This is a genomic window from Streptococcus rupicaprae (assembly GCF_040545225.1).
GTDB lineage: Bacteria > Bacillota > Bacilli > Lactobacillales > Streptococcaceae > Streptococcus > Streptococcus rupicaprae.
The window spans coordinates 1-22,609 of record NZ_JBEPLO010000023.1 but is presented as its reverse complement, the minus strand read 5'-3'; the positions used below and the strand labels follow the sequence as shown (position 1 = coordinate 22,609).

Sequence of the window (22,609 nt, the reverse complement as noted above, 5' to 3'; positions counted from 1 at the left end):
TAGTATAATAAATTATCTTGATGAGAAGAGGGGAAGAGGGATAGTATGGAGTATTTTATTAAAACTGATATTATTAGTGGCATTCTAACTAGTATATTTGTTACTATTATTTTAGCTTCAGTAACTTGGTTGTGGAAAAAATTAATAGGAAAAGTAAAAATTAATAGGATTGATATTAGAAATGCTCCTAAGACTTTCCAAGGAAATATTATATATAATTCAAATAAACCAGAGATACTGAAGAACTATATTGAAAATGAAATAATAGTTGAAAATAGCAAAGATAGTATTTTAATAAAAGACTTGATTATTGGAGATGTTAAAGTTAAAAAATACTTTTGTGAGGATATTATTGTTCAAAGAGGATTTGACATGGAAAAACAACAAGTTAATTTTATAATATTTAATAATGGCAATAAGACAAGTCGATCAAATATAATCATTGCAAATATATATTACATAAATAAAGTGGTTGATAAAACCATGCTGCTGGAGACCGTCCCTTTACCACAACTAATTTTAAAAAAAGGAGATATTAAAAAAATCTTTTCAAAAGAGTTGGATAATCAGAATCTATTACGACATTTTTCAAATAGTTTACCTGATTATAAGCAATCGATAAAGTTAGAGTTAAGTGTTGCAGAAGGTAATCAGATATTATCTCAAATTGAAATACCATATTCAACCTCGGTTAAAAAGTTTGTCATGAATTTAGGTGGTGGAGGTCCTGTGGATAGAACTTTAACCCCTATTGTTGAATTAGAGGAACCTTATAAACAGTTAAAATATCAATTTAGAGTGAATCAGAGTTTATATAAGGGAGTTAATCAAATAAGGTTCAATATATTAGTTGATGCTCCTTGCCAAGTTCAATATTCGGTGAAATTATTAGATAATAACTCAAAAGTCGTTTCAAAATATATTAAGCAAAATATTACTATACACTTTCCAAATTATCATTTAATTTCACCATATGACGATGATATGTTTACTTATCTATTGAATCACAATATCAATGAAAGTAACTATGATGATGTAAAGTTAAAGGAACCAAGATTAATCAATACTCCTTCAAAAGTAAAAAAAGAATATAATATTCTCTGATTCCTTTACATCCCTCCCAAAATATTAGATAATAGTTCTATCAACTAGATAGGACTATTTTTATGGGATCAGCCTGTGAGGATCAGTTGTTGAAGCCGATGTAATTTGGCTTTATTGACCAAATGCAATTTCGTAGTGCGACTATAGAGCGCATTAAAGAGATGGAGAAGTTGGTTAAATAAGCGAATATAAATAAAGTACTCAGTCTAAAAGTCTGGGTTTTTGGTATAATGATAATAAATTAATAAAAGGGAGATAAGTATTGTTTAAAAAGTTTTTCAAAATTTTGCTTTATTTGTTTGTTATTGCAATAGCTCTTTTATTACCATTATTTAGAGACTATAACTCTCTGGCTGCTAGTGTGTATAATTTTATATCTATGGCGAATAAAAACTACTATGAAGTTGTTTTATCAGCTTTAGCAATTCTTATAACCTTTCTGATTTTCAGTAGTCAGAATGAAAAAGAAAGAAATATACGCTATGAAGATGAACAAAGAAGGAATGACCGTGAAGAAAAAGAGTATCTTGAAAATAGAGAAAAACGTTTTGCCTCTGTACGGCCCTACTTTATAGTTGAAAAAGATAATACTGTAGCGAAAGCAAAAATTAAAATTTTTATGGAAGATAATGTTCCGTTAGAAAATATTTTAGTTTGTGAAAGAAGACTGTCTGATAAAGAAGCTGAAGTTAGAACACAGATTATAGGAACGAAAAACTCTGGTGATTATCTCTACGAATTTTCTTTAAAAGACTTAGAAATGATAATAGTCAAGTGCACAACATATTTTGACGAAGAGATCTATTTTCAATATTATACAGGGGATATAACGATTCATTATCGTATAGTTGAAAATGATGAAGATCTAAATTATAGCAAAAGTTTAGGACGATTATATCTTTCGGATTATTTAATTGAGCAAGAAGAGAAGTATGAACCAAAGGATAAAAGTACTGAAATATATAAAGAAAATATCTATAGTGTCGCTTGGGAAAAAGTTGCAAAGAAGAGATTTTCTCGGTATAGGTCTCAGATATTAGAATCAATTGTAGCAGATAGAGTTTTTACAGGAAATAAAAATTTAGAAATACTTGGTGTGATTGAAAAGGATAATATAGGGGAAATTTTAGGTGCTTCAATTACTTATCTAAGAAACCATCATAGCGATTTCTCGAATGAAATTACTATACAGTTGTTAGAAACGATAAAAAAATATATCAATGATTATTGGTATACTAAATGTACAGTGCTTAGTGAGGAACGGAGATACTATTTCAAAGGGAACTTGTCTAATACTCCGCTTCTTGAAAAATACAGTACTCTTTTTGACGAATCAGTTGATGCTAAGATTATGACAAATAATATTAATGATATAATTTTACTTGCTAAAAAGGGTTACTTTAGTGATTTCCTGCTTAGAAATTTAGAAGTATATTTAAATGAACATGTTGAGATCGCGTCTGAACGAATTGGTTTTGAAAATGAGATGGGACTTGTATATGACAAAATACGAACAGATATTAAACAGATACTTTCTAAGATGCTATAATTAAGCTAAAAAGTTATTTTATCCTTTACATCCCTCCCAATATATTAGATAATAGTTCTATCAACTAGATAGGACTATTTTTTATGGGATCAGCTTTTGAGGCTCAGTTGTTGGAGTCGATGCGATTTGGGTTTATTGATCGGGTGCGTTTTCGGGATGTGACGTATGCACCTAAGATTTTGATTAATAATGCTGAAGAGAAGCGGTTTGTTCTGACGGATTTGCAGGAGGAGTTGCTTAAAAGTATGAAAAGGGTTGCCTTTTCAAAGTGCTGTTATCACTTTGGTAGAAAAGCAGTCTAAAGCTATTATCACGCTTCAAACAAAGGGGCGAAAAACTAGTGATATTGAACAAGGACTAACTAGATGGCTCTCAAGATTTCCAAGACACCTCTTTAAATCAATGACCTTTGATTGTGGGAAAGAGTTCTCTAATTGGAAGACGATTTCCAACCAGCACGATATTGATATTTTCTTTGCGGATCCCGGTTGCCCTGGGCAACGTGGATTAAATCAACACTCAAATGGGGTATTAAGACGTCATGGACTACCTAAACAAATGGATTTTAATGGCTTGTCTCAAAAAGTGTTATCAGCTATAGCTGATAGACGAAATAACATTCCTAGGAAATCACTAAACTATCAAACACCTTATCAAGTTTTTCTGAGTTACATAAAATGTCTAGCTTAATTTGACAATCTGGGTATATAAAATTCAGATTTATAGAAGTTATCCAGAACTAGAAGGAGGGAAACAACTTTTATCTGAAAATAAAAAAAGTATTCAATGTATAAATGGTGGTGATATAGAAAATCTTATTGATGAAAATTTAATTGACTGGCTCAATGATTTTGATGATAGTTCTAATCAACTTCTTGAGTTTGAAGTATATAATGAATCTAATGATAAGATTTATGAGATGATTCTGTTATTTAATGAACAAGAACGTGTATTTTGTACACCTCTAGGTGCAGATAGGGATGTTGAAGATTCGACGAAAAATTATTGTGAGTTGAGAAAAGCATATAGAAATACCTATACGATACCTATCAATACAGTGATAGAATCTGGTGAATCTATAATTAACTTTGAAATTCGAATCTTTCAAACGTGCCAACTAAAATATGATATTAACGTTATATATAAGGAAGAGATTATGAAGCCTGTTGGAAATCTTGTTTTAAGTAATAGTGTAAATATCAGACTTCCGTATTATAAAGATAGGAGCCTCTAAAAAGGGCTTGGTGGAAATATTTACCATTATTGTGTGTCGAATAATATATTTAAAAGTAATTTCGAGGAAGTGAAAAAATTCGGTAAAAATAATTTAAATGTAGTTGAAGATTAAGTTAGAGGAAATGATTTTGATTTGGACAATATTTTATTTGTTAGTTTGCTCTTTATTGCTGTTTGCAATCCTTAGAACTCTTTTTCATATTAACTTGAAAGAGTATCAAGGGTTCACAACTAGGTTTTTTAATAATAGAGATTCAAGCATAAGTACTAGCAGTATTATTTTTTGGATAACTCTAGTTCCCTCGTTTTCTATGTTTTCATATTTAGTTGCTAACTTTTTATTAAATAAGTGGATTTTAACTTCATATATTTGGTTACTTAGTCCTATTTTTTGGATAATAGAAATCCTTTGGGTTATTTTATTGAATAGGTTTATTCTTATAAATAAATCTTTTATTCTTCTCATTAGCTTAGCATCCACTATTTTAAATTTTTATCTTTCTAGACTTATGTTCACAGGAAATATAAAAGATATACTTCCAGATAGCAGTGATACTGCTTGGCAATTATATGTTTTTATCAGTATGTTTTTAGTTTCTCTTATTCAAGCGTTATATAATCAAGAAAATTATTTATTAAAACGACAGAAATATATTGCAAATAAAACTGTGTTGTATAAGAAAAAATATAAGATACTTAATAATTTAGACGATAATTTACAATATTTAATCATTGCGATTTTGATTAAAGAGGACTTTGAAAGACCACCTATTTTTAGAGTTTTTGAAAAACTATTACATTGTAAAACAAGAAATATTGCTCAAAATGATTCACAGAATGATTGGCACAGTATCTATATTTTAATTAGAAATATAGTTGAAGGACTAGGAAAAGATGATGAAAAATATTCAGTTAAAAATATCAAAAGAGTTATAAGAGGTGTAAATAATTCTGACGACTATATTGAAGATGTTTATAATCTATATTATGGATTATATGTGGATCGGTTTAGATAGGATTAATATACCAATCAATTAATTTAAATAAATAGTCCTTAAAATTTGATTTTTCTCCCCCTTTACATCCCTCCCAATATATTAGATAATAGTTCTATCAACTAGATAGGACTATTTTTATGGGATCAGCTTTTGAGGCTCAGTTATTAGAGTCGATGCGATTTGGGTTTATTGATCGGGTGCGGTTTAGGGATGTGACCTATGCGCCCAAGATTTTGATTAATAATGCTGAAGAGAAGCTGAAGAGAAGCGGTTTGTTCTGACGGATTTGCAGGAGGAGTTGCTTAAAAGTAAGGCTTTTTACTTTTCGGTGGCTTTTGTGACCCAGTCTGGGATTTCTATGATTAAGGCGCAGCTGGCCGATTTGGCTACGCGTGGGGTTCAGGGGAAAATTTTGATTTCACCGTATCTTGATTTTAATGACCCTTTGGCCATGTATGACTTGTTGAAATTGCCAAATGTGGAAGCCCGAATTTCTCAGGAATCCATGCAGTTGCATTCCAAATACTATTTGTTTGAACAGGACAACAAACAAGTTTTGATTGCTGGGTCGTCTAATTTAACAGCGACAGCCTTGAAGCAAAATTATGGGTGGAATATCAAGCTCAACTCGACAGATAATGGGGATTTGATTTATCAGACTAAGGAAGAATTTGACAGGATTTGGGATTTATCACGACCATTGAGTGCTGATATTATTGAATCATACAAACGTAAGCGCAAACCTGTGATTCAGGTGACAAGTGTAGAGGAAGAAGTATCTGCTGATTACCAAACAAAGCAAATCAAGCCTAATGTGATGCAAGAAGAGGCCTTGGCTGGTTTGCAGGGAGTGCGTGATAATGGTGCAAAGAAGGCTCTTGTGATTTCTGCGACGGGAACTGGTAAGACCTATTTATCAGCCTTTGATGTGCTTCAGGTCAGTCCAGAATGCGTGCTCTTTATTGTCCATCGCGAACAGATTTTAAGCAAATCTCTGGAAAGTTTTCAGCGTGTGCTTGGATTTTCTGATGATGAGGCCTGTCTTTACAAGGCAGGAGTCGATGTATCGGCGAAACGGTATATCTTTGCGACGATTCAAACCTTATCACGCGATGAGCATTTACATCGTTTTTCTCCAGGCTTTTTTGACTATATTTTGATCGACGAGGTCCATAAGGCAGGAGCAGAATCCTATAAAAAAGTCATGAACTACTTTGAACCGGATTTCTTGCTGGGAATGACAGCCACTCCTGAGCGGACTGATGGTCAAAACATCTATGAGCTCTTTGATTACAATATCGCCTATGAGATTCGCTTACAGGATGCCATGGATGCGGAGTTGTTGTGTCCCTTCCATTATTTTGGGGTGACGGATATTACCGTTAATGGTGAGCTCATCAGTGATGATGTTGATTTTTCCAATTTGATCTCTGAAGCGCGTGTTAACCATATTGTTGATAAGATTGGCTATTATGGTCATAGTGGCGAATCGGTTCGCGGTCTTATGTTTTGTTCCAGCAAGAATGAAGCAAAGGAGTTACCTCTTCTTCTCAATCAAAAGGGCTTCCGAACCCAGGCCTTGACCGGTGATGATAGCCAGGCTGTGCGGGAAGAAGCGGTCAAACAACTTGAAAATGGTCAGTTGGATTATCTCTTGACGGTTGATATTTTCAATGAAGGAATTGATATTCCAAGTGTCAATCAGGTAGTCATGCTTCGTAATACCGAATCAAGCATTATTTTTGTCCAACAGTTAGGCCGTGGTTTACGTAAGCACCAGTCGAAAGACTACGTGACCATTATTGATTTTATCGGAAATTACCGGAATAACTACCTCATTCCAGTAGCTCTTTTTGGAGATCAGTCCATGAACAAGGATAATTACAGACGTGAGGTGCGTGAAGCCAATCTGATCAGCGGTTTAACAGCGATTAATTTTGAAGAGATTGCTCGGAAACAGATTTTTGAGTCTATTACCAATACTAGTCTGTCCAGTATAAAAATTTTGCGAGATAGTTACATTGATTTGGAAAATAAATTAGGTCGTCAACCGTTTTTGAAAGACTTTGTAACCTATAACGGAATTGACCCGTTAACGTTTTTTGATAATAATGCCTTCAAAGACTACGCGGATGTGGTGAGCAAGTTTAGTGATAAAAACGTGCATTTTGAAGAGATCCCTAAAAACTTCCTATCTTTTATTACCTTTGAATGTTTGAGTAGTAAACGCCAGCATGAACTTATCTTGTTGCAGTTGCTCCTTGAAAATGATGGTCAGATTTCATTTGACGCTTATTTTGAAACCTTGATTGCCAATGATTTAGATATTTCAAGCGACGTGATTGCCTCTGTGGAAGGGGTATTGAATTTAACCTTTCTCAAAGCACAGGAGCAAAAACGTTTTGGTACAGATTCATTGGTAAGCAAAGATAATGAAGTTTATCTGCTGAATGAGCAAGTTTTGGCAGAATTGCAACACAATCCAACTTATTTAGCATTCTTTAGAGATGTGATTGAGACTGGTTTGCTGAAGTCTAAAGACTATCCACAGGTATTCACACTTGGGCAGAAATATTCTCGTCGTGAAGTCCTCAAATTACTGAATGTTAAACGGGATGAACCACCACTTAATATTGGTGGCTACAAAATTGATAAGGATACCAACTCTTGTCCGATTTTTGTTACCTATCATAAGAGTGATGACATTAGCGATACCATCAAGTATGAAGATGAACTTCTCAATGAATCGACCTTGAGATGGTTCTCTAAAAATAAGCGAACCCTAGACTCTCCAGATGTGAAACAAATCATTGGCTCTCATGAAAATAGTTTACGGTTAGAATTATTCGTTATCAAAGACGATGCGGAAGGTGGAGACTTCTATTATTTAGGGCCTCTGGATTATATTGAAAGCAGTGCTGAGGAGATGGAGAGAGCAGGTGAAAGTGTTGTGAGTATGCTTTTTACGCTCAAAGATCCTGTCAAAACTGACCTGTTCCACTATTTAACGACAAAATAAAATGAGGTTCAGATGGATCTCATTTTTTGCTTAATAGGTCAACGGCCGGGCGATCGACAGGAGCCCAGTTTAATTGATGTAGTTCTGAAGGAGCTAACCAAGTGGAATTTTGGTGTTCTAATAACGTTAGCTCTCCAGATAGTAGTTCGGCCTCATAGGTTTTCATGATAACAGTGCCAAAGTCGTAGTCATAAGAAGCTTCGTTAATATAGCTTAAAATCTGAATCACACTTGCAAATTCTTCTTGAATTTCTCTTACAAGTGCCTCTTCAGGTGACTCGCCAGATTCAAGCTTGCCACCTGGAAATTCCCATAGACCTCCTAGACTTTTCCCTTCAGGACGTTGGGCGCAGAAATATTTTCCGTTTTTTTTAATAGCAGCAGCAACAACCTGAATGACTTTCTTACTCATAACTCACCTCGTATATATTCTGTTTCTATCATATCATATTTTGTGCTGTTTGGTTAATAGGATTAATAAGTACTAGATGCTTTGTTAGATAGTCTTACAAAAGTCTCATCTTAATTTCCCATTTTATGATAAAATAGAGATATCAATACCAATCATAAAGGAGCTCCCTATGACCTTTACAAGCTACGAACCAAGTCGCAATGTGGAAGATTTTCACTTGGCGGCTTTTAACTATTATGACGGATTGGAAGTGGTGGATCAGTTGAAGCCGGGCACCTATGTGGACCTGCTGGCTGAGCCGACCAATCCCTATGATTCAGAAGCGGTCGCCATTTTTTATCAGGGCAAGAAGCTGGGCTATATTCCCAAAGACCGCAACACGCTGATTAGTCGTATGCTCTACTATGGGCATGGGGATATCTTGGAAGCCCGAGTTCAGATGGTGGACTTAACCGTTCATCCTGAGCGCCAGCTCCGCGTCGTTGTGAAATTTAAGGATAGTCGTTCATAGGAAAAAATATCTGAAAGGGGCTGGGACTCAGTCCTAGCCTCTCAATTGTTTTTGAATTGTCGAGCAAGACGCAGTGGTTGGTAGCTTGGACATCCTGGTGTTAGACTGCCTAAGGTTGTCTTCTAGAAATTGGAAAGAGACAATGCTTACTTTGCCAGTTTCAGAGTTGCCCCTGCATAATTCCAAAAGTCCGAGGGACCTTTGGAAGTTGGAAATAGAGCTGACGGAGTCAGTATCAAAAACGGTCTGGGAATAGACCATTTCAGCCTGAACCTAGGAATGAAAGAGTGAGGGGAAATCGAATTCTGGCGGATTACCGATTGTTGTCCCGCTCTCTTTTAGTATAGGCTAGTCCGAGTGCTACTTGAAGAACGAGAGATTCCAGGGGAAAGAGAGCTCTCTGGACTTGCTTGACTCCTTTATAGATCCTCTTGGACTAGTCTTTCTTATTTGATTCTTTACTAAGAGGAGATTGCTTCAAACCTCGAAACTCCCTGCTTTCATGTAGCAAGGAGCGGATTCTATTTACTGTTAGAAACCGGTAGCTTAGCAGTTAATACTCTTTTAAACTCAAACCTAGCCGTTGTCAATTGGCTTCGGTGAACTCTAGTTCTATCATCAGCTTCGTTTCTTAGGCCATTTTCGAAGTATAAATAAACTGAAAGAGGAGCCTGGGTTATGTTAGTCCCAGACTCCTCTTTATGGTTAGAAAGACAAGTAAACTTCTTCTGTTTACTTGCCAAAGATTCCTTTGACCTTGTCAAGGATACCGTCTAAGCCTTCGCTGCCAGAGAGAAGAGCTTTGGCTTGTTCGAAGTACTCACCGAGGGAGTCCTTGTTGTCCTCAAGAAGGGTCTTTGCCTTGTCGAAGTCGCCATCTTTGATGATGGTTTGCAGTTGTTCAAAAATTTCTTTTGCCTTATCCATTGATAAATCCTCTAATTTCTATTTGATAATTGTATTATAAGAGTTTTCTAGAAAAATGTCACGCAAACCGCCTCAGGAACGATAAAGTCGTGTGAGAGTTCAGTGAGTTTACCTGTTTCTGGATCGCGTTCAAAGACAGTCGCATTATCAGAATCCTGATGAACAGCAATCAGGTGCTTGTTATCAGGCGTCAAATTGAAATCACGGGGATTTTTGCCGTTGGTTGGAGCGTATTCCAAGACTTCAAGAGAGCCATCTTGTAAGATCTTGTAAACCACGATAGAATCGTGGCCACGGTTAGAACCGTAAAGGAACTTGCCGTCGTTAGAAATGCGGATAGCAGCGGTGCCGTTGAAACCGGTATGACTATCCGGCAGGGTTGAGATGGTTTGCAGGTGCTCAAATTCACCGCGGCCATCGTAGATCAAGACCTCAACGGTCGAATTCAATTCGCACATGAGGTAGGCGATTTTTTGTGTTGGATGGAAGACAATATGGCGGGCGCCAGCACCTGGAGCGGCCTTGTAGCTGGCTAGCTTGGTCAACTTGCCAGAGTCAGCGACATCGTAAGTGGTGACTTCATCTGTCCCCAGATCACATGTCACAAGGTACTTGTCAGGTGTTAGGTCAGTGTAGTGAACGTGAGCAGAAGCTTGGTTTTCGTGAGGACCATTGCCTTCATGTTGGGCCTTGTCAGCCAGAGTTAGACTGCCATCCGCCTGGCGTTTGTAAACCAGGACTTGCCCCTTGTGGTAGTTGGCCCCATAGACCAGGCCGCGCTCTTCGTCAACAGCGACGTAGCAAAGCGGTGCGCCTTCTTCGACGACATGGTTGAGCGGGGTAAAGTCAGCGTCGAAAGCAGCAACGCCCCCCTCATCAGCTTGGGCCCCGACTGTGTAGAGCTGTCCGTTTTCAGCGAAGGCTAAATAGGTAGGACTTGCTTCTTTAGCGACCAAGCGGAGGTCACTGAGTTGTCCAGTTTCAGTATCGAACTGGGCTTTATAGACACCTTCAGATTGGCGGCGAGTATAGGTTCCAAAATAAACAGTTTCAGTCATAGGGAGCTCCTTTATTCTTTTAGGTAAATTATAGCATAAAATGGGAAGCTTTTCGTCAAAGAAGATGCCTTTTCCAAAAATTTAAGGACAACTGAGGTTGGGAGACGAAAATGAGCCAGAAAATGGTACAATAAAAACAGGAAGAAAGTGAGGTTTTGTGTATGAAAGATGAAAAACATTACAAACAATCCTGGTTTTACCGCTGGTTTGCGGATAACCAATCGGTGACCGTTCTCTTGGTCAGCCTACTTATTTTTGTCAATCTTTTTATGATGACCAAGGTGGCTTTTCTCTTTAAGCCAATCATTGCTTTAGGCTCAGTCATGATGTTGCCCGTGATTCTTTCGGGGCTCCTCTACTATATGATGAAGCCTGCGGTCGACTGGTTAGAAAGCCATAAGATGCCTAGAGTTTGGGCGATTTCCGTGGTCTTTATTTTGGTGTCGCTGCTTATCATCTGGGGCTTGGCGGTTTTCATTCCTAATGTCCAGGAACAAGTTGTTGGCTTTTCGAGCAATTTGCCTGCTTACTTTAATCAGGTCGAAGGTCTTGTGGAGGACTTGATCAAAGATGATCGCTTTGCCCAGTTTAGGCCCCAAATCAATGAATTTCTGGATTCCTTGACCTATCAGATTACAGATATTGCGAGAAACTTCTCCAGCAGTGCGGTGAATTGGGTCAGTAATCTAGTCTCAACGGCGTCACAAATTGTGGTTGCAGTGATCATCATGCCCTTCATTCTTTTTTATCTCTTGCGAGATGGGGATCAGATGAATCGGGCTATTACCCAGTACTTGCCAACGAAATGGCGTTTGCCAGTTGGCAATATCCTCCACGATGTCAATGCCCAGCTCTCCAACTATGTTCGAGGGCAGATTACTGTGGCAACGATTGTGGCTGCCATGTTTGCTATTCTATTTTCGATTGTCGGGCTAGAGTATGCTCTGACCTTGGCAGTATTGGCAGGAGTTCTTAACTTGGTGCCTTATCTTGGTAGTTTTCTGGCCATGATTCCGGCCTTGTTGGTAGCCTTGATTGCGGGGCCAAGCATGTTTGTCAAGGTTGTGATTGTCTTTATCGTTGAGCAGACCATTGAAGGCCGTTTTGTAACGCCACTGATCATCGGGTCATCTTTGAAAATTCATCCCATTACCATTTTGTTTGTCCTCTTGACGGCTGGTCGGTTCTTTGGCATTTGGGGCGTCCTTTTGGGGATTCCGGCTTATGCATCTGTCAAGGTTGTTATCGGGGCTATCTTTAAGTGGTACAAGGCCTACAGTGGCCTCTATGTAGAAGAGGAGGAGACGACCGAACATGTCTAAGAGTCAAACCGTGATCGAGGCCTTGGCGCTTCAGGATTTGGACAGGGCAGAAGGCTATTTTCAGGAAGCCTTGGCTGAAGATTCACCAGAAGTCTTGCTCGAATTGGGGGAGTATTTGGAAAATATCGGCTTCTTCCCCCAGGCCAAGCAAATATATGAGAAGCTCCTGCCACACTTTCCAGGATTGGGGCTCAATCTGGCTGGGATTGCCATGGAAGATGGGCAGACTGAAGCAGCCTTTGCCTACCTGGATACTTTTGATGAGGCAAGCCCCTTTTATGTAGAGGCCTTGGTTACCAAGGCAGATTTTTACCAGTTGGAGGGCTTGGCAGATGTCGCCAAAGAAAAGCTGCTAGAAGCCACTCAGCTCTCTGACGAGCCCTTGCTGCGTTTTGGCCTGGCAGAAATGGAATTGGAGCTGGAAAACTATCAGTCTGCCATTCACCATTATGCAGCGCTGGATAACCGTGACATCTATGAGGCGACGGGTATTTCCACCTACCAGCGAATCGGCTATGCCTATGCCCATCTAGGTAAGTTTGAGGCGGCGATTGAATTTCTGGAAAAGGCTATCGAGCTAGAATACGATGACCAGACCTTGTTTGAATTGGCAGCTCTGCTATTTGACCAAAAGGAATACCAAAGGGCCAATCTTTATTTCAAGCAGTTAGAGTCGCTCAATCCTGATTTTGAAGGCTATGAGTATCTCTACGCCCAATCCTTGCACGAGGAGCACCAGACCAAGGAGGCTTTGGCGCTTTTGGAGGGCTACCTCGGCCACAATCCGATGGCAGTCCCGGCCTTGCTGCTGGCCTCCCAGTATGCCTATGAGTTGAAGGATAGCCAGCAGGCAGAAGCGCATCTTTTGGTGGCCAAGGAATGGGCAGACGATTTGGAAGAAATCGATTTGCGCCTGTCGTCGCTCTATTTGGAGCAGGAGAGGTATGAGGACTTGCTAGATTTAGAGCGCGAGGACTTGGACCATGTCTTGACCCGCTGGCAGATAGCCAAGGCCTACAAGGCTCTAGAGTCTGATCAGGCACTAGAGAAGTATGGGGATTTGTTCCCAGACCTGAGAGATAATCCGGACTTTCTTAAAGACTATGGCTACCTGCTACGCGAATACGGCCAGCAGGCAAAAGCGAAGGCTGTTCTGGAGCAGTATTTGGCCCTTGTGCCGGATGACTTGGAAGTGGCGGAAGATTACCATGCTTAATGGGCTGGGTCAAGGGTCAGTCAGCTCAGGGTGATCCTCAAAGAAAATCAATCTAGCCTAGGAAAGGAAGCTGACGATAGAGCTGGAGTTGATCACGCCAAACGCATGAAGAAAACTTAGAACCTGTATTCACAATAGAAACATTGACTAGAATGGACTAATTTTAACCTACTCACTATCAGATGTCCTGGAAATACGGTCATTATTCCTGAAACAAATTGTTCTCATTTGGACAAAAACTAGCCTAATTAGCTTAGTATCCCGATTGTGAATACAGGTTCTTAGATTTCAGAAAACAAATTTTCAGGGAATTAGTGTGCTTTCTTGATAAAATTTGTGGTATAATTTCTGAGAAATGAACAAAATAGTACCGACTATCGGAACATTTTCAAGAATTTTTTTGAAAAAATGCATGTAGCTAGAAAATGGTTGCATGCATTTTCTTCATGCGTACGTCGTGGGAGTTGATCGAAGCGAGTTGACAAGGGCTATCTTTGAATTTCAAAGAGTATGACTGTCTCTAGGATAAGCAGAGAGCCATCTCTTTCACTAGGAAGCTAAGTTTTTGTCCTGGTGTCCACTCAATTCACCGTAAGCCATAGTGACTAATACTGATAAAGCCCTTGTTAGGAACAGCATCCTAGCAAGGGCTTTGTGCTTGTTAATTGTGGTGGAACCTGTATTCAGAAATGCAAAAGCAGACAAGGCAGTTGTCGGTCAGCTCTCTAGTCACGCTGATTTTCCTTACTTAGGTTGTCTCATTTTGATCTTTCTTAGAGGGGTAATCCAAAGGATCGTACTTAGAACCTGTATTCACAACAGAAACACTGACTAGAATGGGCTAATTTTAGCTTACTAACTATCAGATGTTCTGGAAATACGGGCAATATCCCTGCAAAAAACTGTTCTCATTTGGACAAAAACTAGCCTAATTAGCTTAGCATCCCTATTGTGAATACAGGTTCTTAGTTTGACAAGCGTTTCTGCATCCAAATGATATCGTGCCACTGATCGAATTTAAAACCTATTTTTTTGAAATGGGCGACTTCTTGGTAGCCACGTTTTTGGTGAAAATGGATACTGGCCTCATTCGGAAGCGAGATGCAGGCGAGGAGATTGACGATACCTTGCTGGTCTAATCTTTTTTCTAGGGCATCGTAGAGGGCCTGCCCGATCCCTTTTTGCCTAGCCTTTGGATGGACATAAATGGACAGTTCTACGGTCCAATCGTAGGCGGCACGGTCCTTGTAGGGAGCGGCATAAGCATAGCCTAAGATTTGGTTGTTTTCTTCAAAGATCAGGTAGGGAAAGCCTTGTGTGATTGTCCGAATCCGCTGGGCGAAGTTTTCCACAGTCGGCACCTCGTACTCGAAGGTGATGGCGGTCTCCTTGACATAATAGGCGTAGATAGCCAGAAGTGCTTGGGCGTCAGCCGGGTTTGCTGGTCGGATGGTCATTGGCTTTCTCCCTGGATCTTCATGGCCTTGATTTTGGCTTCATCAGGCGTGACCCGCAGGGTCTTCTGCCCGGTATAAGTCACAAAGCCAGGTTTTCCACCAGTCGGTTTGTTGAGTTTTTTTGCTTCGATCATGTCCACCTGGACTAGGTTAGAATAGCGCCCTTTGGAAAAATAGGCAGCTAACTCAGCAGCATCTGTTTTCACTTCATCAGAAGGGTCTAGGTTACCTGTGAGGATGACGTGGCTGCCAGGGATATCTTTGGCGTGAAACCAGAGTTCCTCTTTCTTAGCGATCTTAAAGCTCAACTCGTCGTTTTGGAGATTGTTTTTCCCGACCAGGATAATGGTCTGGCCATCTGTTGCCAAGTAACGTTCAGGTTTCTGACGCTTTTGATGCTTTTCACGGTTGCGACGACGGATAAAGCCAGTCTCAATCAATTCTTCCCTGATATCTGCGATTTCGGATAGACTGGCTTGGGACAGCAAGGTTTGGACACTTTCCAGGTAGGTAATGGTTTCCTTGGTTTCTTGAATCAGGCTGGTCAGATGTTTGACAGCCTCTTTTAGTTTGGCGTATTTCTTAAAATAGCGTTGGGCGTTTTGACTAGGGGTCAATGCCTTGTCTAGGGCGATGAGGAGGGTTTGGCCAGTGTAGTAGTTGTCCAACTCAACCTGGTCTTGGTCGTTGGGGACCTGGTGGAGGTAAGTGGTCAAAAGCTCCCCTTTTTGGCGAAATTCTTCAGCATTTTCGGTGGCCAATAGCTCAGCTTCTTGTTTGATAAGTTTGTTACGATTTTTTTCGAGCTCATTGTCAACGTGACGAATCAATTCACTGGCCTGCTGTTTCACCCTGTCACGTTCAGCCTTATCTTGATAAAAGGTATCTAAGGCTTCAGAGAGGGTCTCAAAGGTCTGCTGACTATTTTCGAAAAGGACAGGGGCGAAGGACTTTTCTGTGAGATTAGCAGCGGTGGCCTGGGCAAAGAAGTCTCGGAAATTGTTCAGACGATTGCTCGTGAGCGTTTGACTTAGGCTTTCTGCGCTGTCACGGCCTAGGCCTTGGAAGACCTGCTGAAGGTTTTTAGGGGAGAGTTCTTGCGTTGAGAGGATTTCAAACAGTTTATCATCCGGAATGGTAAATGGATTGTGAGCGTCTGTCTGAGGGGGAAGAACATAGGTGGAGCCAGGCAGGATGGTCCGATAGGAATTTTGGGAAAAGCCAACATGTTTGATGGCTTCGATAATTTTCTGGCTGCTCTTATCAACTAGTAAGATATTGGAGTGCTTGCCCATGATTTCAATGATAAGAGTGGCTTGGATATGGTCACCAATCTCGTTTTTGTTAGAAACAGCAATTTCTAAAATCCGGTCATTGCCAATCTGTTCAATGCTTTCGATGACAGCCCCTTGCAGGTACTTGCGCATGAGCATGGTGAAGGTGTTGGGCACAGGGGGATTGGTAAAAGTTGTCTCTGTCAGCTGGATTCTGGCAAAGACAGGATGGGCAGATAGTAAGAGCTTGTGGCTCTGACGGTTGTTGCGAATGGCTAAAACTAACTCATGGTCAAAGGGCTGGTTAATTTTTTGAATACGGCCACCCAAGAGATTGGCCTGCAATTCACGGGTCAAATGATGCAGGAAAAAACCATCAAAAGACATAGGGGTCTCCTTTCGGGAATGGTCAACAAGTCAGAAGAGGTCTTGTTGCGTATACTGCTTTGTGTTTCATTTTCCATTATAGCATAAAATGAGAGAGCAAGGCCTTTTGTAGGGTCAAAGGAGCTCTAAAGCAATAATAATCAGACGAATTCAGTCTTTTTCGGACTGTTTTCCAAAAAATACCAAAAAACTGTTGACAAATCATCTGATGAATATTAAAATAAAAGCATAAGAAAACCGCTTACAAAAAAAGCGATAAAAAGGAGGAGGCTCAGCATGGGTCAAAATACAGTCGAAAGAAGCGAGGATGTCGCTTACAACCGTGCCAAGTTATGGCAGATTATCCTATTTGCTATGAACAATACCTCAACCAATATCTACTTGGTTGCTTTTAGTTTCATTACTTATCTCTCAACAGGGGTGCTTGGACTAGCTGCGATTTTTGTTAGTCAGCTTATGGGGTATATCCGTATTTTTGACGGGTTCATTGATCCAACGATTGGGGTTATTATTGATAAGACAGATACGAAGTTTGGGAAATATCGGCCGATTTTGATTATCGGTAATGTCATTACAGCAACTTCGCTCTTCATGCTACTTGGTTTGAGCCAGGTGAGTGAGAGCCTGCGTTTCCCTCTGTTTATTTTGATCTTGATTATCCATAAAATTGGCTACTCCCTGCAACAGACCATCACCAAGGCAGGTCAGGTAGCCTTGACCAACGATCCAAAACAACGTCCAGTCTTTAACATCGTGGATGGGATTGCGACAACGGTCATGTTCTCTGGTAGCCAGATGTACGTCTCAGGTACCCTTGTTCCTAAACATGGCGGCTTTACCCCAAGTTTCTTCCAAGAACTGTTCCTAACAGTTGTCATTATCTCAGCTGTTCTAGGAATTCTGGCGATTATTGGTATTTGGGAAAAAGATAATAAACGATACTTTGGTTTGGGTGAAAAAACAAAAGAAACCAAACTTGGCGATTACTGGAAGGTGATCAAAGGCAACAAGCCACTTCAAGTCTTATCTATCTCAGCAGCTTTTGTAAAATTTGTGGCGCAGTTATTCGGGGATTCGGTGGTAGGAGTGATGCTTTACGGCATTATCTTTGGAGATTATGCCTTATCTGGAAAAATGTCGCTTCTTCTCATTATCCCAGGGATCCTAGTGACAGTTGGGGTGGCTCAATTGGCACGTCGTAAAGGCTTGAGGTTTGCTTATGTCGCCGCTCTTCAAGCAGGGCTTGTAGGTTTAGTCGCTCTTGGAGCAATCCTCTCTGTTGCCCAACCTGGCATGGTTGATTTTGGTCGTCTAGACCTCTACACGATTGCTTTCTTTGTGACTTTTGTCATCGCTCGCTATGCATCGACAGCTCCATCTAGTCTAGTATTGACCATGGGGGCTGACATCACAGACTATGAAACCTCTGTTTCAGGACGTTACCTCTCAGGGATGATTGGGACCATCTTCTCCTTGACCGACTCTATTGCGTCATCCTTTGCACCGATGGTGGTTGGTTTTGTCTTGGCAGCTATTGGCTTTGGGAAAGAATACCCGACAGTTGAAACAGCTTACTCAAGTGATTTGAAAATGGCCTTGATTGCCTTGTTTGTCATCATTCCAGTGGTAGCCTTAGGCTTCTCCCTCTTCCTCATGCGCTTCTACAAACTAGATAGCGAGGAGATGGCTCGTATCCAAGAGAAAATTCACGTGATGAGAGCGGCTAAGGATAAGGAACGTGCGCAAGCAATCGCTCAAAATGTGCCATTGTCAGATATGGATTATGTGGACGTGAGTCAGTATAAGGTCGATCAATTTGACGAAGATTAACGTCGCTTATGCTCAACGAAAATCAATCTAGTTTAGAAAACGAAGCTGATGATAGAACTGGAGTTCATCGAAGCGAGTTAACACCAGCTATCATTGATTTTCAAAGACTATCAAGACTAAAAAGATCAGCTAGGGTTGGTCTTTTGGTCTATCGACACCTCATCGGTGGATTTAAATAGAGAAGGGGTTCTCATGTCAAAAATTATTGCTTTTGGTGAAATAATGCTTCGTTTGTCCCCACCGCAGCACCAAACTCTGACGCAGGCGACGACTTTAGATTGTCAGTTTGGGGGCTCGGAGCTAAATGTCTTATCTACTCTAGGGCAGTTGGGTTACTCGGTGTCTTTGGTAAGTGCGATTCCTGACAATGACGTGGGTCATATGGCAGAATCGTTCTTATTCACTCATCAGATTGGTCAGGACTACATGGTTAAATCGGGGGAGCGATTAGGCATCTATTACTACCAGAAAGGTTTTTCCCTGCGATCGAGCCGGGTGCTCTATGATCGGAAATACTCCGCCTTTTATGAGTCTCGGTTGTCCGATTATGACTTAGAGGCTATCTGTGAGGAGATGGGCTGGCTGCATATCAGCGGGATTACAGTCGCCCTCAATCCAGAAATCTATGAGATAGCCTTAGCTTTGATGACCCGAGCCAGAGAGAAGGGGATTCCGATTTCCTTTGACCTCAATTATCGAGAAAGCCTCTGGGAATCTTTTGAAGAGGCGCGCCAGGCCTTGTCCAAATTAGTTGCTTTAGCGGATATTTGCATCGGTCTAGAGCCGATCTCCCTTCCAACAGAAGAAGGAAGGGATTTGAAGGATGTCCTTGGTTTTGCCAGACCCTACAGAGATCGTGCCTTGTTAGAACAGGTGTTAGCAGAAATGGCTGATCGCTATGGGCTTCAAAAAATCGCTTTTACAGAGCGCGAAATTGGTGCGACCAATGAATACATCCTCAAGGCCTATCTTTACGATGGGGAAAACCACCAGTTATATGAGACAGATCGGGAATCCATTCAGGTCTTAGACCGTGTTGGAACAGGGGATGCCTTTACAGCAGGCATTATCTACGGTTTGTTAGAAGGCTTGCCCAATCAAGCCATTCTAGAGACGGCTATGGCTAGTTTCAAGTTTAAGCATACCATTGAAGGAGATATCAATATCGTCACCAAGAAGGATATTGAACAGCTGATGAGCCAGGGAGCTCACGATATTAAACGATAGGAGAAAAAAGAGATGCTATACCCACAATTATCTGCAAAACGTAAGGTCTATGACCTCAATGGCCTTTGGCAATTTAAGCAAGGGAATTACACGCCTCATGCCCACAAACGGCTATCTGATGATCCAGAGAGTGAGTTAATGGTGGTGCCGACTTCCTTTAATGATGTGCTGGTCGATAAGAACAAGCGTCTTTTCATCGGGGATAACTGGTATGAGCGTGTGCTTGATTTACCTGAAATTGCTGAAGACGAAGAGGCTGTGCTACGGTTTGGCTCAGTGACCCACCAGGCCAAGGTCTACCTCAATGGCCGTTTGGCTGGTGAGCATAAGGGTGGCTTTACCCCCTTTGAAGTGGTTCTAACAGCAGAAGATTTGGCTCAAAAACCCTTGGTTTTGACTGTTTGTGCCAATAATGAATTGAACTACACCACCCTTCCTGTTGGGAATTATCTAGAAAAGAAGATGCCAGATGGCAGCATCAAGAAAGTGGTGAAGGAAAACTTTGATTTCTTTAACTATGCCGGCATCCACCGCCCCGTGAAGCTCTATACACGCCCTAAGCTTCATATCGAAGACATTGTCATCTCTTACGACTTGTCTGAAGACTTAAAAACAGCCAAGGTCAAGGTTGCTGTCGAAGCGGGAGAGGTTTCCAAGGTAGTGGTAAGCCTCTTAGATGAGGCAGGAAAGGTGCTTGCCCAAGGGCATCCAGACCAGGAGCTTGTCCTTGACTCGGTTACCCTGTGGCAACCTCTGAAGGCTTACCTCTATACTTGTCGGGTCGAGCTCTTTGATGGCGAAAGGCTGGTGGATAACTACGATGAAGCCTTTGGTATCCGCAAGGTTGAAGTCAAAAATGCTCAGTTTTTGATTAATAATCAGCCCTTCTACTTCAAAGGGTTTGGCAAACATGAAGACACCTACATTAACGGCCGTGGCCTCAACGAAGCTGCTAACCTAATGGATTTGAACCTGCTGAAAGATCTCGGCGCCAACTCCTTTAGAACCTCTCATTACCCTTACTCTGAGGAGATGATGCGTTTGGCGGATCGCATGGGAATTGTTGTCATTGATGAAGTGCCAGCAGTAGGGCTGTTCCAGAACTTTACAGCAGCTCTTGACCTCTTGGGCGATAAGGCTGAGCCAGATAATACCTGGACCGTCATGAAGACCAAAGAGGCTCATGAAGAGGTGATTCGAGAATTAGTTAAACGCGATAAAAACCATGCTTGCGTGGTCATGTGGGTTGTGGCTAATGAACCGTCTTCTCATGAAGCAGGTGCTAGAGAGTATTTTGAACCGCTGATCCAGCTCTATCGTGACCTAGACCAGCAGAAGCGTCCAGTGACTCTGGTCAATATCATGATGGCCATGCCAGGCAAAGATTTAGTGGCCGATTTGATTGATGTCATCTGCCTCAATCGTTACTACGGTTGGTACAAGGACCATGCAGAATTAGAGGATGCCAAAGCCCACTTGAGAGAGGAGCTGGAAGACTGGCATCGCCTTTACCCAGATAAGCCGATTATGTTTACGGAGTATGGTGCGGATACCTTGCCAGGCTACCATTCGCTTTGGGATATCCCTTATACAGAGGAATACCAATGCGATTATTACCAAGCGAATCATGAGGTTTTTGATAGTCTGCCTTATTTTGTGGGAGAACAGGTTTGGAATTTTGCGGACTTTGAGACCAATGTGAGCTTAATTCGGGTCAAAGGGAATCATAAGGGCCTCTTTAGCCGCAATCGTGATCCCAAGCAAGTGGTCCGCCTCTTTAAGGAGCGTTGGACAGCTATTCCAAATTTCGGCTATAAGGCCTAAAAGTTCTTGAATTTATCGGTTTTCTAGTTTAAAATGTCGAAAAAATTCGCTATAATAACAGTAAAGGAGATCGATATGAAGAAGACTAGTCAACCCTTAGCAGATTTGGCCGCAGAGCGCTTGGTCGATTATATTGTCGAACACCAGTTGGAGACGGGCAGTCGCCTGCCTAACGAGTATGTTTTAGCGGACATTTTAGAGGTTGGCCGTAGTACCGTTCGTGAGGCAGTCCGCCGGTTAGCTGCACGCAATATCCTGGAGGTCCGCCAAGGATCAGGAACTTATATTAGCGGGAAAAAAGGCGTAGCTGATGACCCTTTAGGTTTCACTTTTATCAAAGATACCACCAAGCTGACGCACGATTTATTTGAGATTCGTCTCCTATTGGAACCGCGAGTAGCAGCCAAGGCTGCCCAATATGCTACGGATCAAGACTGTCTGCTCCTAGAGGAGATTGTCCAGGCCATTGAACAGTCCTATGATGAAGGGACAGAAGAGCATGTCCAGCTGGATGTCCAACTCCACGCCCAGCTGGCTAAGATGAGTGGCAATCTGGCCTTGGATAGCTTGTTGCCCGTCATTCATCAATCGATCAGCTTGATTAACAGCGATTTTCAAGGCAAGGACTTGCGAGAGGACAGTCGCCTAGCTCACAGAAGGATTTTGGAAGCGGTTCGAGACCGAGACAGTGTCAATGCCTATGACGCCATGCTCAGGCATATTCTTGCTGTGAGTGCTAGTTTTGAAATGGAATCGTGACAAGGTTCGGAAAACATTAAGAATAGACAGTTATGGAAACAGTTTGCTGAGATTCGTCCATTTGGTTCTGCTCTAGGCAGAAGTTTGAAGGTATTGGGCGAATGCCCAAAAAGCGAACAGCCAAGGGTCGGTGAAGAGGACATCATCAGCTGTGAACATAGGTTCTAAAAATCTATAAGGATAGAGTAATGAAATAACGTGTATAATCAAAGTGTTAATCCTTTGATTGTACGCGTTTTTTGTCTGGTCTCTTTGCCTTGGTGAACTTTTGATACTAAAACAAAACCAAAAATAGATGTTATAATAGAAACATGACAAACTTATTCACCCAAAATAACCTTAACGAGTTAAAAGCAGCTTTGAAAAATCAAAGCTATGCGCCTTATCATCGCCGTCTTCAAGCTATTCTTTTACGTTCAGAAGGTTTGTCCTTTCAGAAAATTGGCGATTTAACAGGCTATGTGCCACAGACTGTCAAAAATCAGGTCGATAAGTATTT

The 22,609-nt window shown here is 41.0% G+C and carries 17 protein-coding genes and 3 pseudogenes; 15 read left to right on the top strand and 5 right to left on the bottom strand.

Translation table 11 applies throughout. The features are described from left to right. Positions 1-45 precede the first annotated feature (45 nt). The 7 genes and pseudogenes from ABID29_RS09425 to ABID29_RS09395 all read left to right on the top strand — a co-directional run bounded on the left by ABID29_RS09425 (position 46) and on the right by ABID29_RS09395 (position 7,906). Positions 46-1,104, top strand: a complete 1,059-nt coding sequence (locus ABID29_RS09425) for a hypothetical protein (protein WP_354365905.1) — start codon at positions 46-48, stop codon at positions 1,102-1,104. Positions 1,105-1,366: 262 nt separating this feature from the next. Beyond that, entirely contained in the window at positions 1,367-2,653 is a 1,287-nt protein-coding gene (locus ABID29_RS09420; RefSeq protein ID WP_354365904.1) for a hypothetical protein, read from the top strand. A gap of 83 nt (positions 2,654-2,736) precedes the next feature. After that, on the top strand, positions 2,737-2,955 hold the full coding sequence (locus tag ABID29_RS09415; protein WP_354365903.1) for a hypothetical protein: 219 nt from the start codon (positions 2,737-2,739) through the stop codon (positions 2,953-2,955). Beyond that, positions 2,906-3,343: pseudogene (locus tag ABID29_RS09410) on the top strand (IS30 family transposase); the annotation flags it as partial. The gene ABID29_RS09415 and the pseudogene ABID29_RS09410, both read left to right, overlap by 50 nt. A gap of 1 nt (position 3,344) precedes the next feature. Then, positions 3,345-3,887: a hypothetical protein gene (locus tag ABID29_RS09405; protein ID WP_354365902.1), complete on the top strand. Its 543-nt coding sequence runs from the start codon at positions 3,345-3,347 to the stop codon at positions 3,885-3,887. A gap of 130 nt (positions 3,888-4,017) precedes the next feature. After that, a complete protein-coding gene (locus ABID29_RS09400; protein WP_354365901.1) occupies positions 4,018-4,905 on the top strand; it encodes a hypothetical protein in 888 nt (295 codons plus the stop codon). A 119-nt stretch (positions 4,906-5,024) separates the two neighbouring features. Further along, a pseudogene (locus tag ABID29_RS09395) lies at positions 5,025-7,906 on the top strand (DUF3427 domain-containing protein). 19 nt (positions 7,907-7,925) lie between these two features. On the opposite strand, the gene ABID29_RS09390 reads toward ABID29_RS09395, so the two are convergent. Then, positions 7,926-8,318 carry a (deoxy)nucleoside triphosphate pyrophosphohydrolase gene (locus ABID29_RS09390; protein ID WP_354365900.1) on the bottom strand — a complete coding sequence of 131 codons (393 nt, stop codon included), beginning with the start codon at positions 8,316-8,318 and terminating at the stop codon, positions 7,926-7,928. A 169-nt stretch (positions 8,319-8,487) separates the two neighbouring features. Between ABID29_RS09390 and ABID29_RS09385 the strand changes: the two genes are divergently transcribed. Next, positions 8,488-8,829 carry an HIRAN domain-containing protein gene (locus ABID29_RS09385; RefSeq protein WP_354365899.1) on the top strand — a complete coding sequence of 114 codons (342 nt, stop codon included), beginning with the start codon at positions 8,488-8,490 and terminating at the stop codon, positions 8,827-8,829. 732 nt (positions 8,830-9,561) lie between these two features. Here ABID29_RS09385 and ABID29_RS09380 read toward each other — a convergent pair. Both ABID29_RS09380 and ABID29_RS09375 read right to left on the bottom strand, forming a co-directional pair. Then, positions 9,562-9,756 (bottom strand): hypothetical protein, encoded by a 195-nt coding sequence (locus tag ABID29_RS09380; RefSeq protein WP_354365898.1) that lies wholly within the window; start codon positions 9,754-9,756, stop codon positions 9,562-9,564. Between the two features lie 47 nt (positions 9,757-9,803). Continuing rightward, a complete protein-coding gene (locus ABID29_RS09375) occupies positions 9,804-10,814 on the bottom strand; it encodes a lactonase family protein (RefSeq protein WP_354365897.1) in 1,011 nt (336 codons plus the stop codon). 161 nt (positions 10,815-10,975) lie between these two features. On the opposite strand from ABID29_RS09375, the gene ABID29_RS09370 reads away from it, so the two are divergent. Both ABID29_RS09370 and ABID29_RS09365 read left to right on the top strand, forming a co-directional pair. Next, positions 10,976-12,136 carry an AI-2E family transporter gene (locus ABID29_RS09370; protein WP_354365896.1) on the top strand — a complete coding sequence of 387 codons (1,161 nt, stop codon included), beginning with the start codon at positions 10,976-10,978 and terminating at the stop codon, positions 12,134-12,136. After that, positions 12,129-13,352, top strand: coding sequence for a tetratricopeptide repeat protein (locus ABID29_RS09365; protein ID WP_354365895.1), 1,224 nt, complete (start codon positions 12,129-12,131; stop codon positions 13,350-13,352). Before ABID29_RS09370 ends, ABID29_RS09365 begins: the two co-directional genes overlap by 8 nt. 965 nt (positions 13,353-14,317) lie before the next feature. On the opposite strand, the gene ABID29_RS09360 is transcribed toward ABID29_RS09365, so the two are convergent. Together ABID29_RS09360 and ABID29_RS09355 are read right to left on the bottom strand one after the other, a co-directional pair. Continuing rightward, on the bottom strand, positions 14,318-14,809 hold the full coding sequence (locus ABID29_RS09360) for a GNAT family N-acetyltransferase (protein ID WP_354365894.1): 492 nt from the start codon (positions 14,807-14,809) through the stop codon (positions 14,318-14,320). Further along, the gene (locus ABID29_RS09355; protein WP_354365893.1) at positions 14,806-16,470 is read right to left on the bottom strand and encodes an Rqc2 family fibronectin-binding protein; all 1,665 of its coding nucleotides are present in this window, start codon (positions 16,468-16,470) and stop codon (positions 14,806-14,808) included. Before ABID29_RS09355 ends, ABID29_RS09360 begins: the two co-directional genes overlap by 4 nt. Positions 16,471-16,746: 276 nt before the next feature. Here ABID29_RS09355 and ABID29_RS09350 point away from each other — a divergent pair, with 276 nt between their 5' ends. From ABID29_RS09350 to ABID29_RS09330, 5 genes and pseudogenes are all read left to right on the top strand, one after another. Further along, positions 16,747-18,300: an MFS transporter gene (locus ABID29_RS09350; protein ID WP_354365892.1), complete on the top strand. Its 1,554-nt coding sequence runs from the start codon at positions 16,747-16,749 to the stop codon at positions 18,298-18,300. 192 nt (positions 18,301-18,492) lie between these two features. Then, complete coding sequence (locus ABID29_RS09345) at positions 18,493-19,527, top strand: sugar kinase (RefSeq protein ID WP_354365891.1); 1,035 nt, start codon at positions 18,493-18,495, stop codon at positions 19,525-19,527. A gap of 12 nt (positions 19,528-19,539) precedes the next feature. After that, on the top strand, positions 19,540-21,351 hold the full coding sequence (gene uidA / locus ABID29_RS09340; protein ID WP_354365890.1) for a beta-glucuronidase: 1,812 nt from the start codon (positions 19,540-19,542) through the stop codon (positions 21,349-21,351). A 75-nt stretch (positions 21,352-21,426) separates the two neighbouring features. Beyond that, entirely contained in the window at positions 21,427-22,110 is a 684-nt protein-coding gene (locus ABID29_RS09335; RefSeq protein WP_354365889.1) for a FadR/GntR family transcriptional regulator, read from the top strand. A 311-nt stretch (positions 22,111-22,421) separates the two neighbouring features. Beyond that, positions 22,422-22,609: pseudogene (locus ABID29_RS09330) on the top strand (IS630 family transposase); the annotation flags it as partial.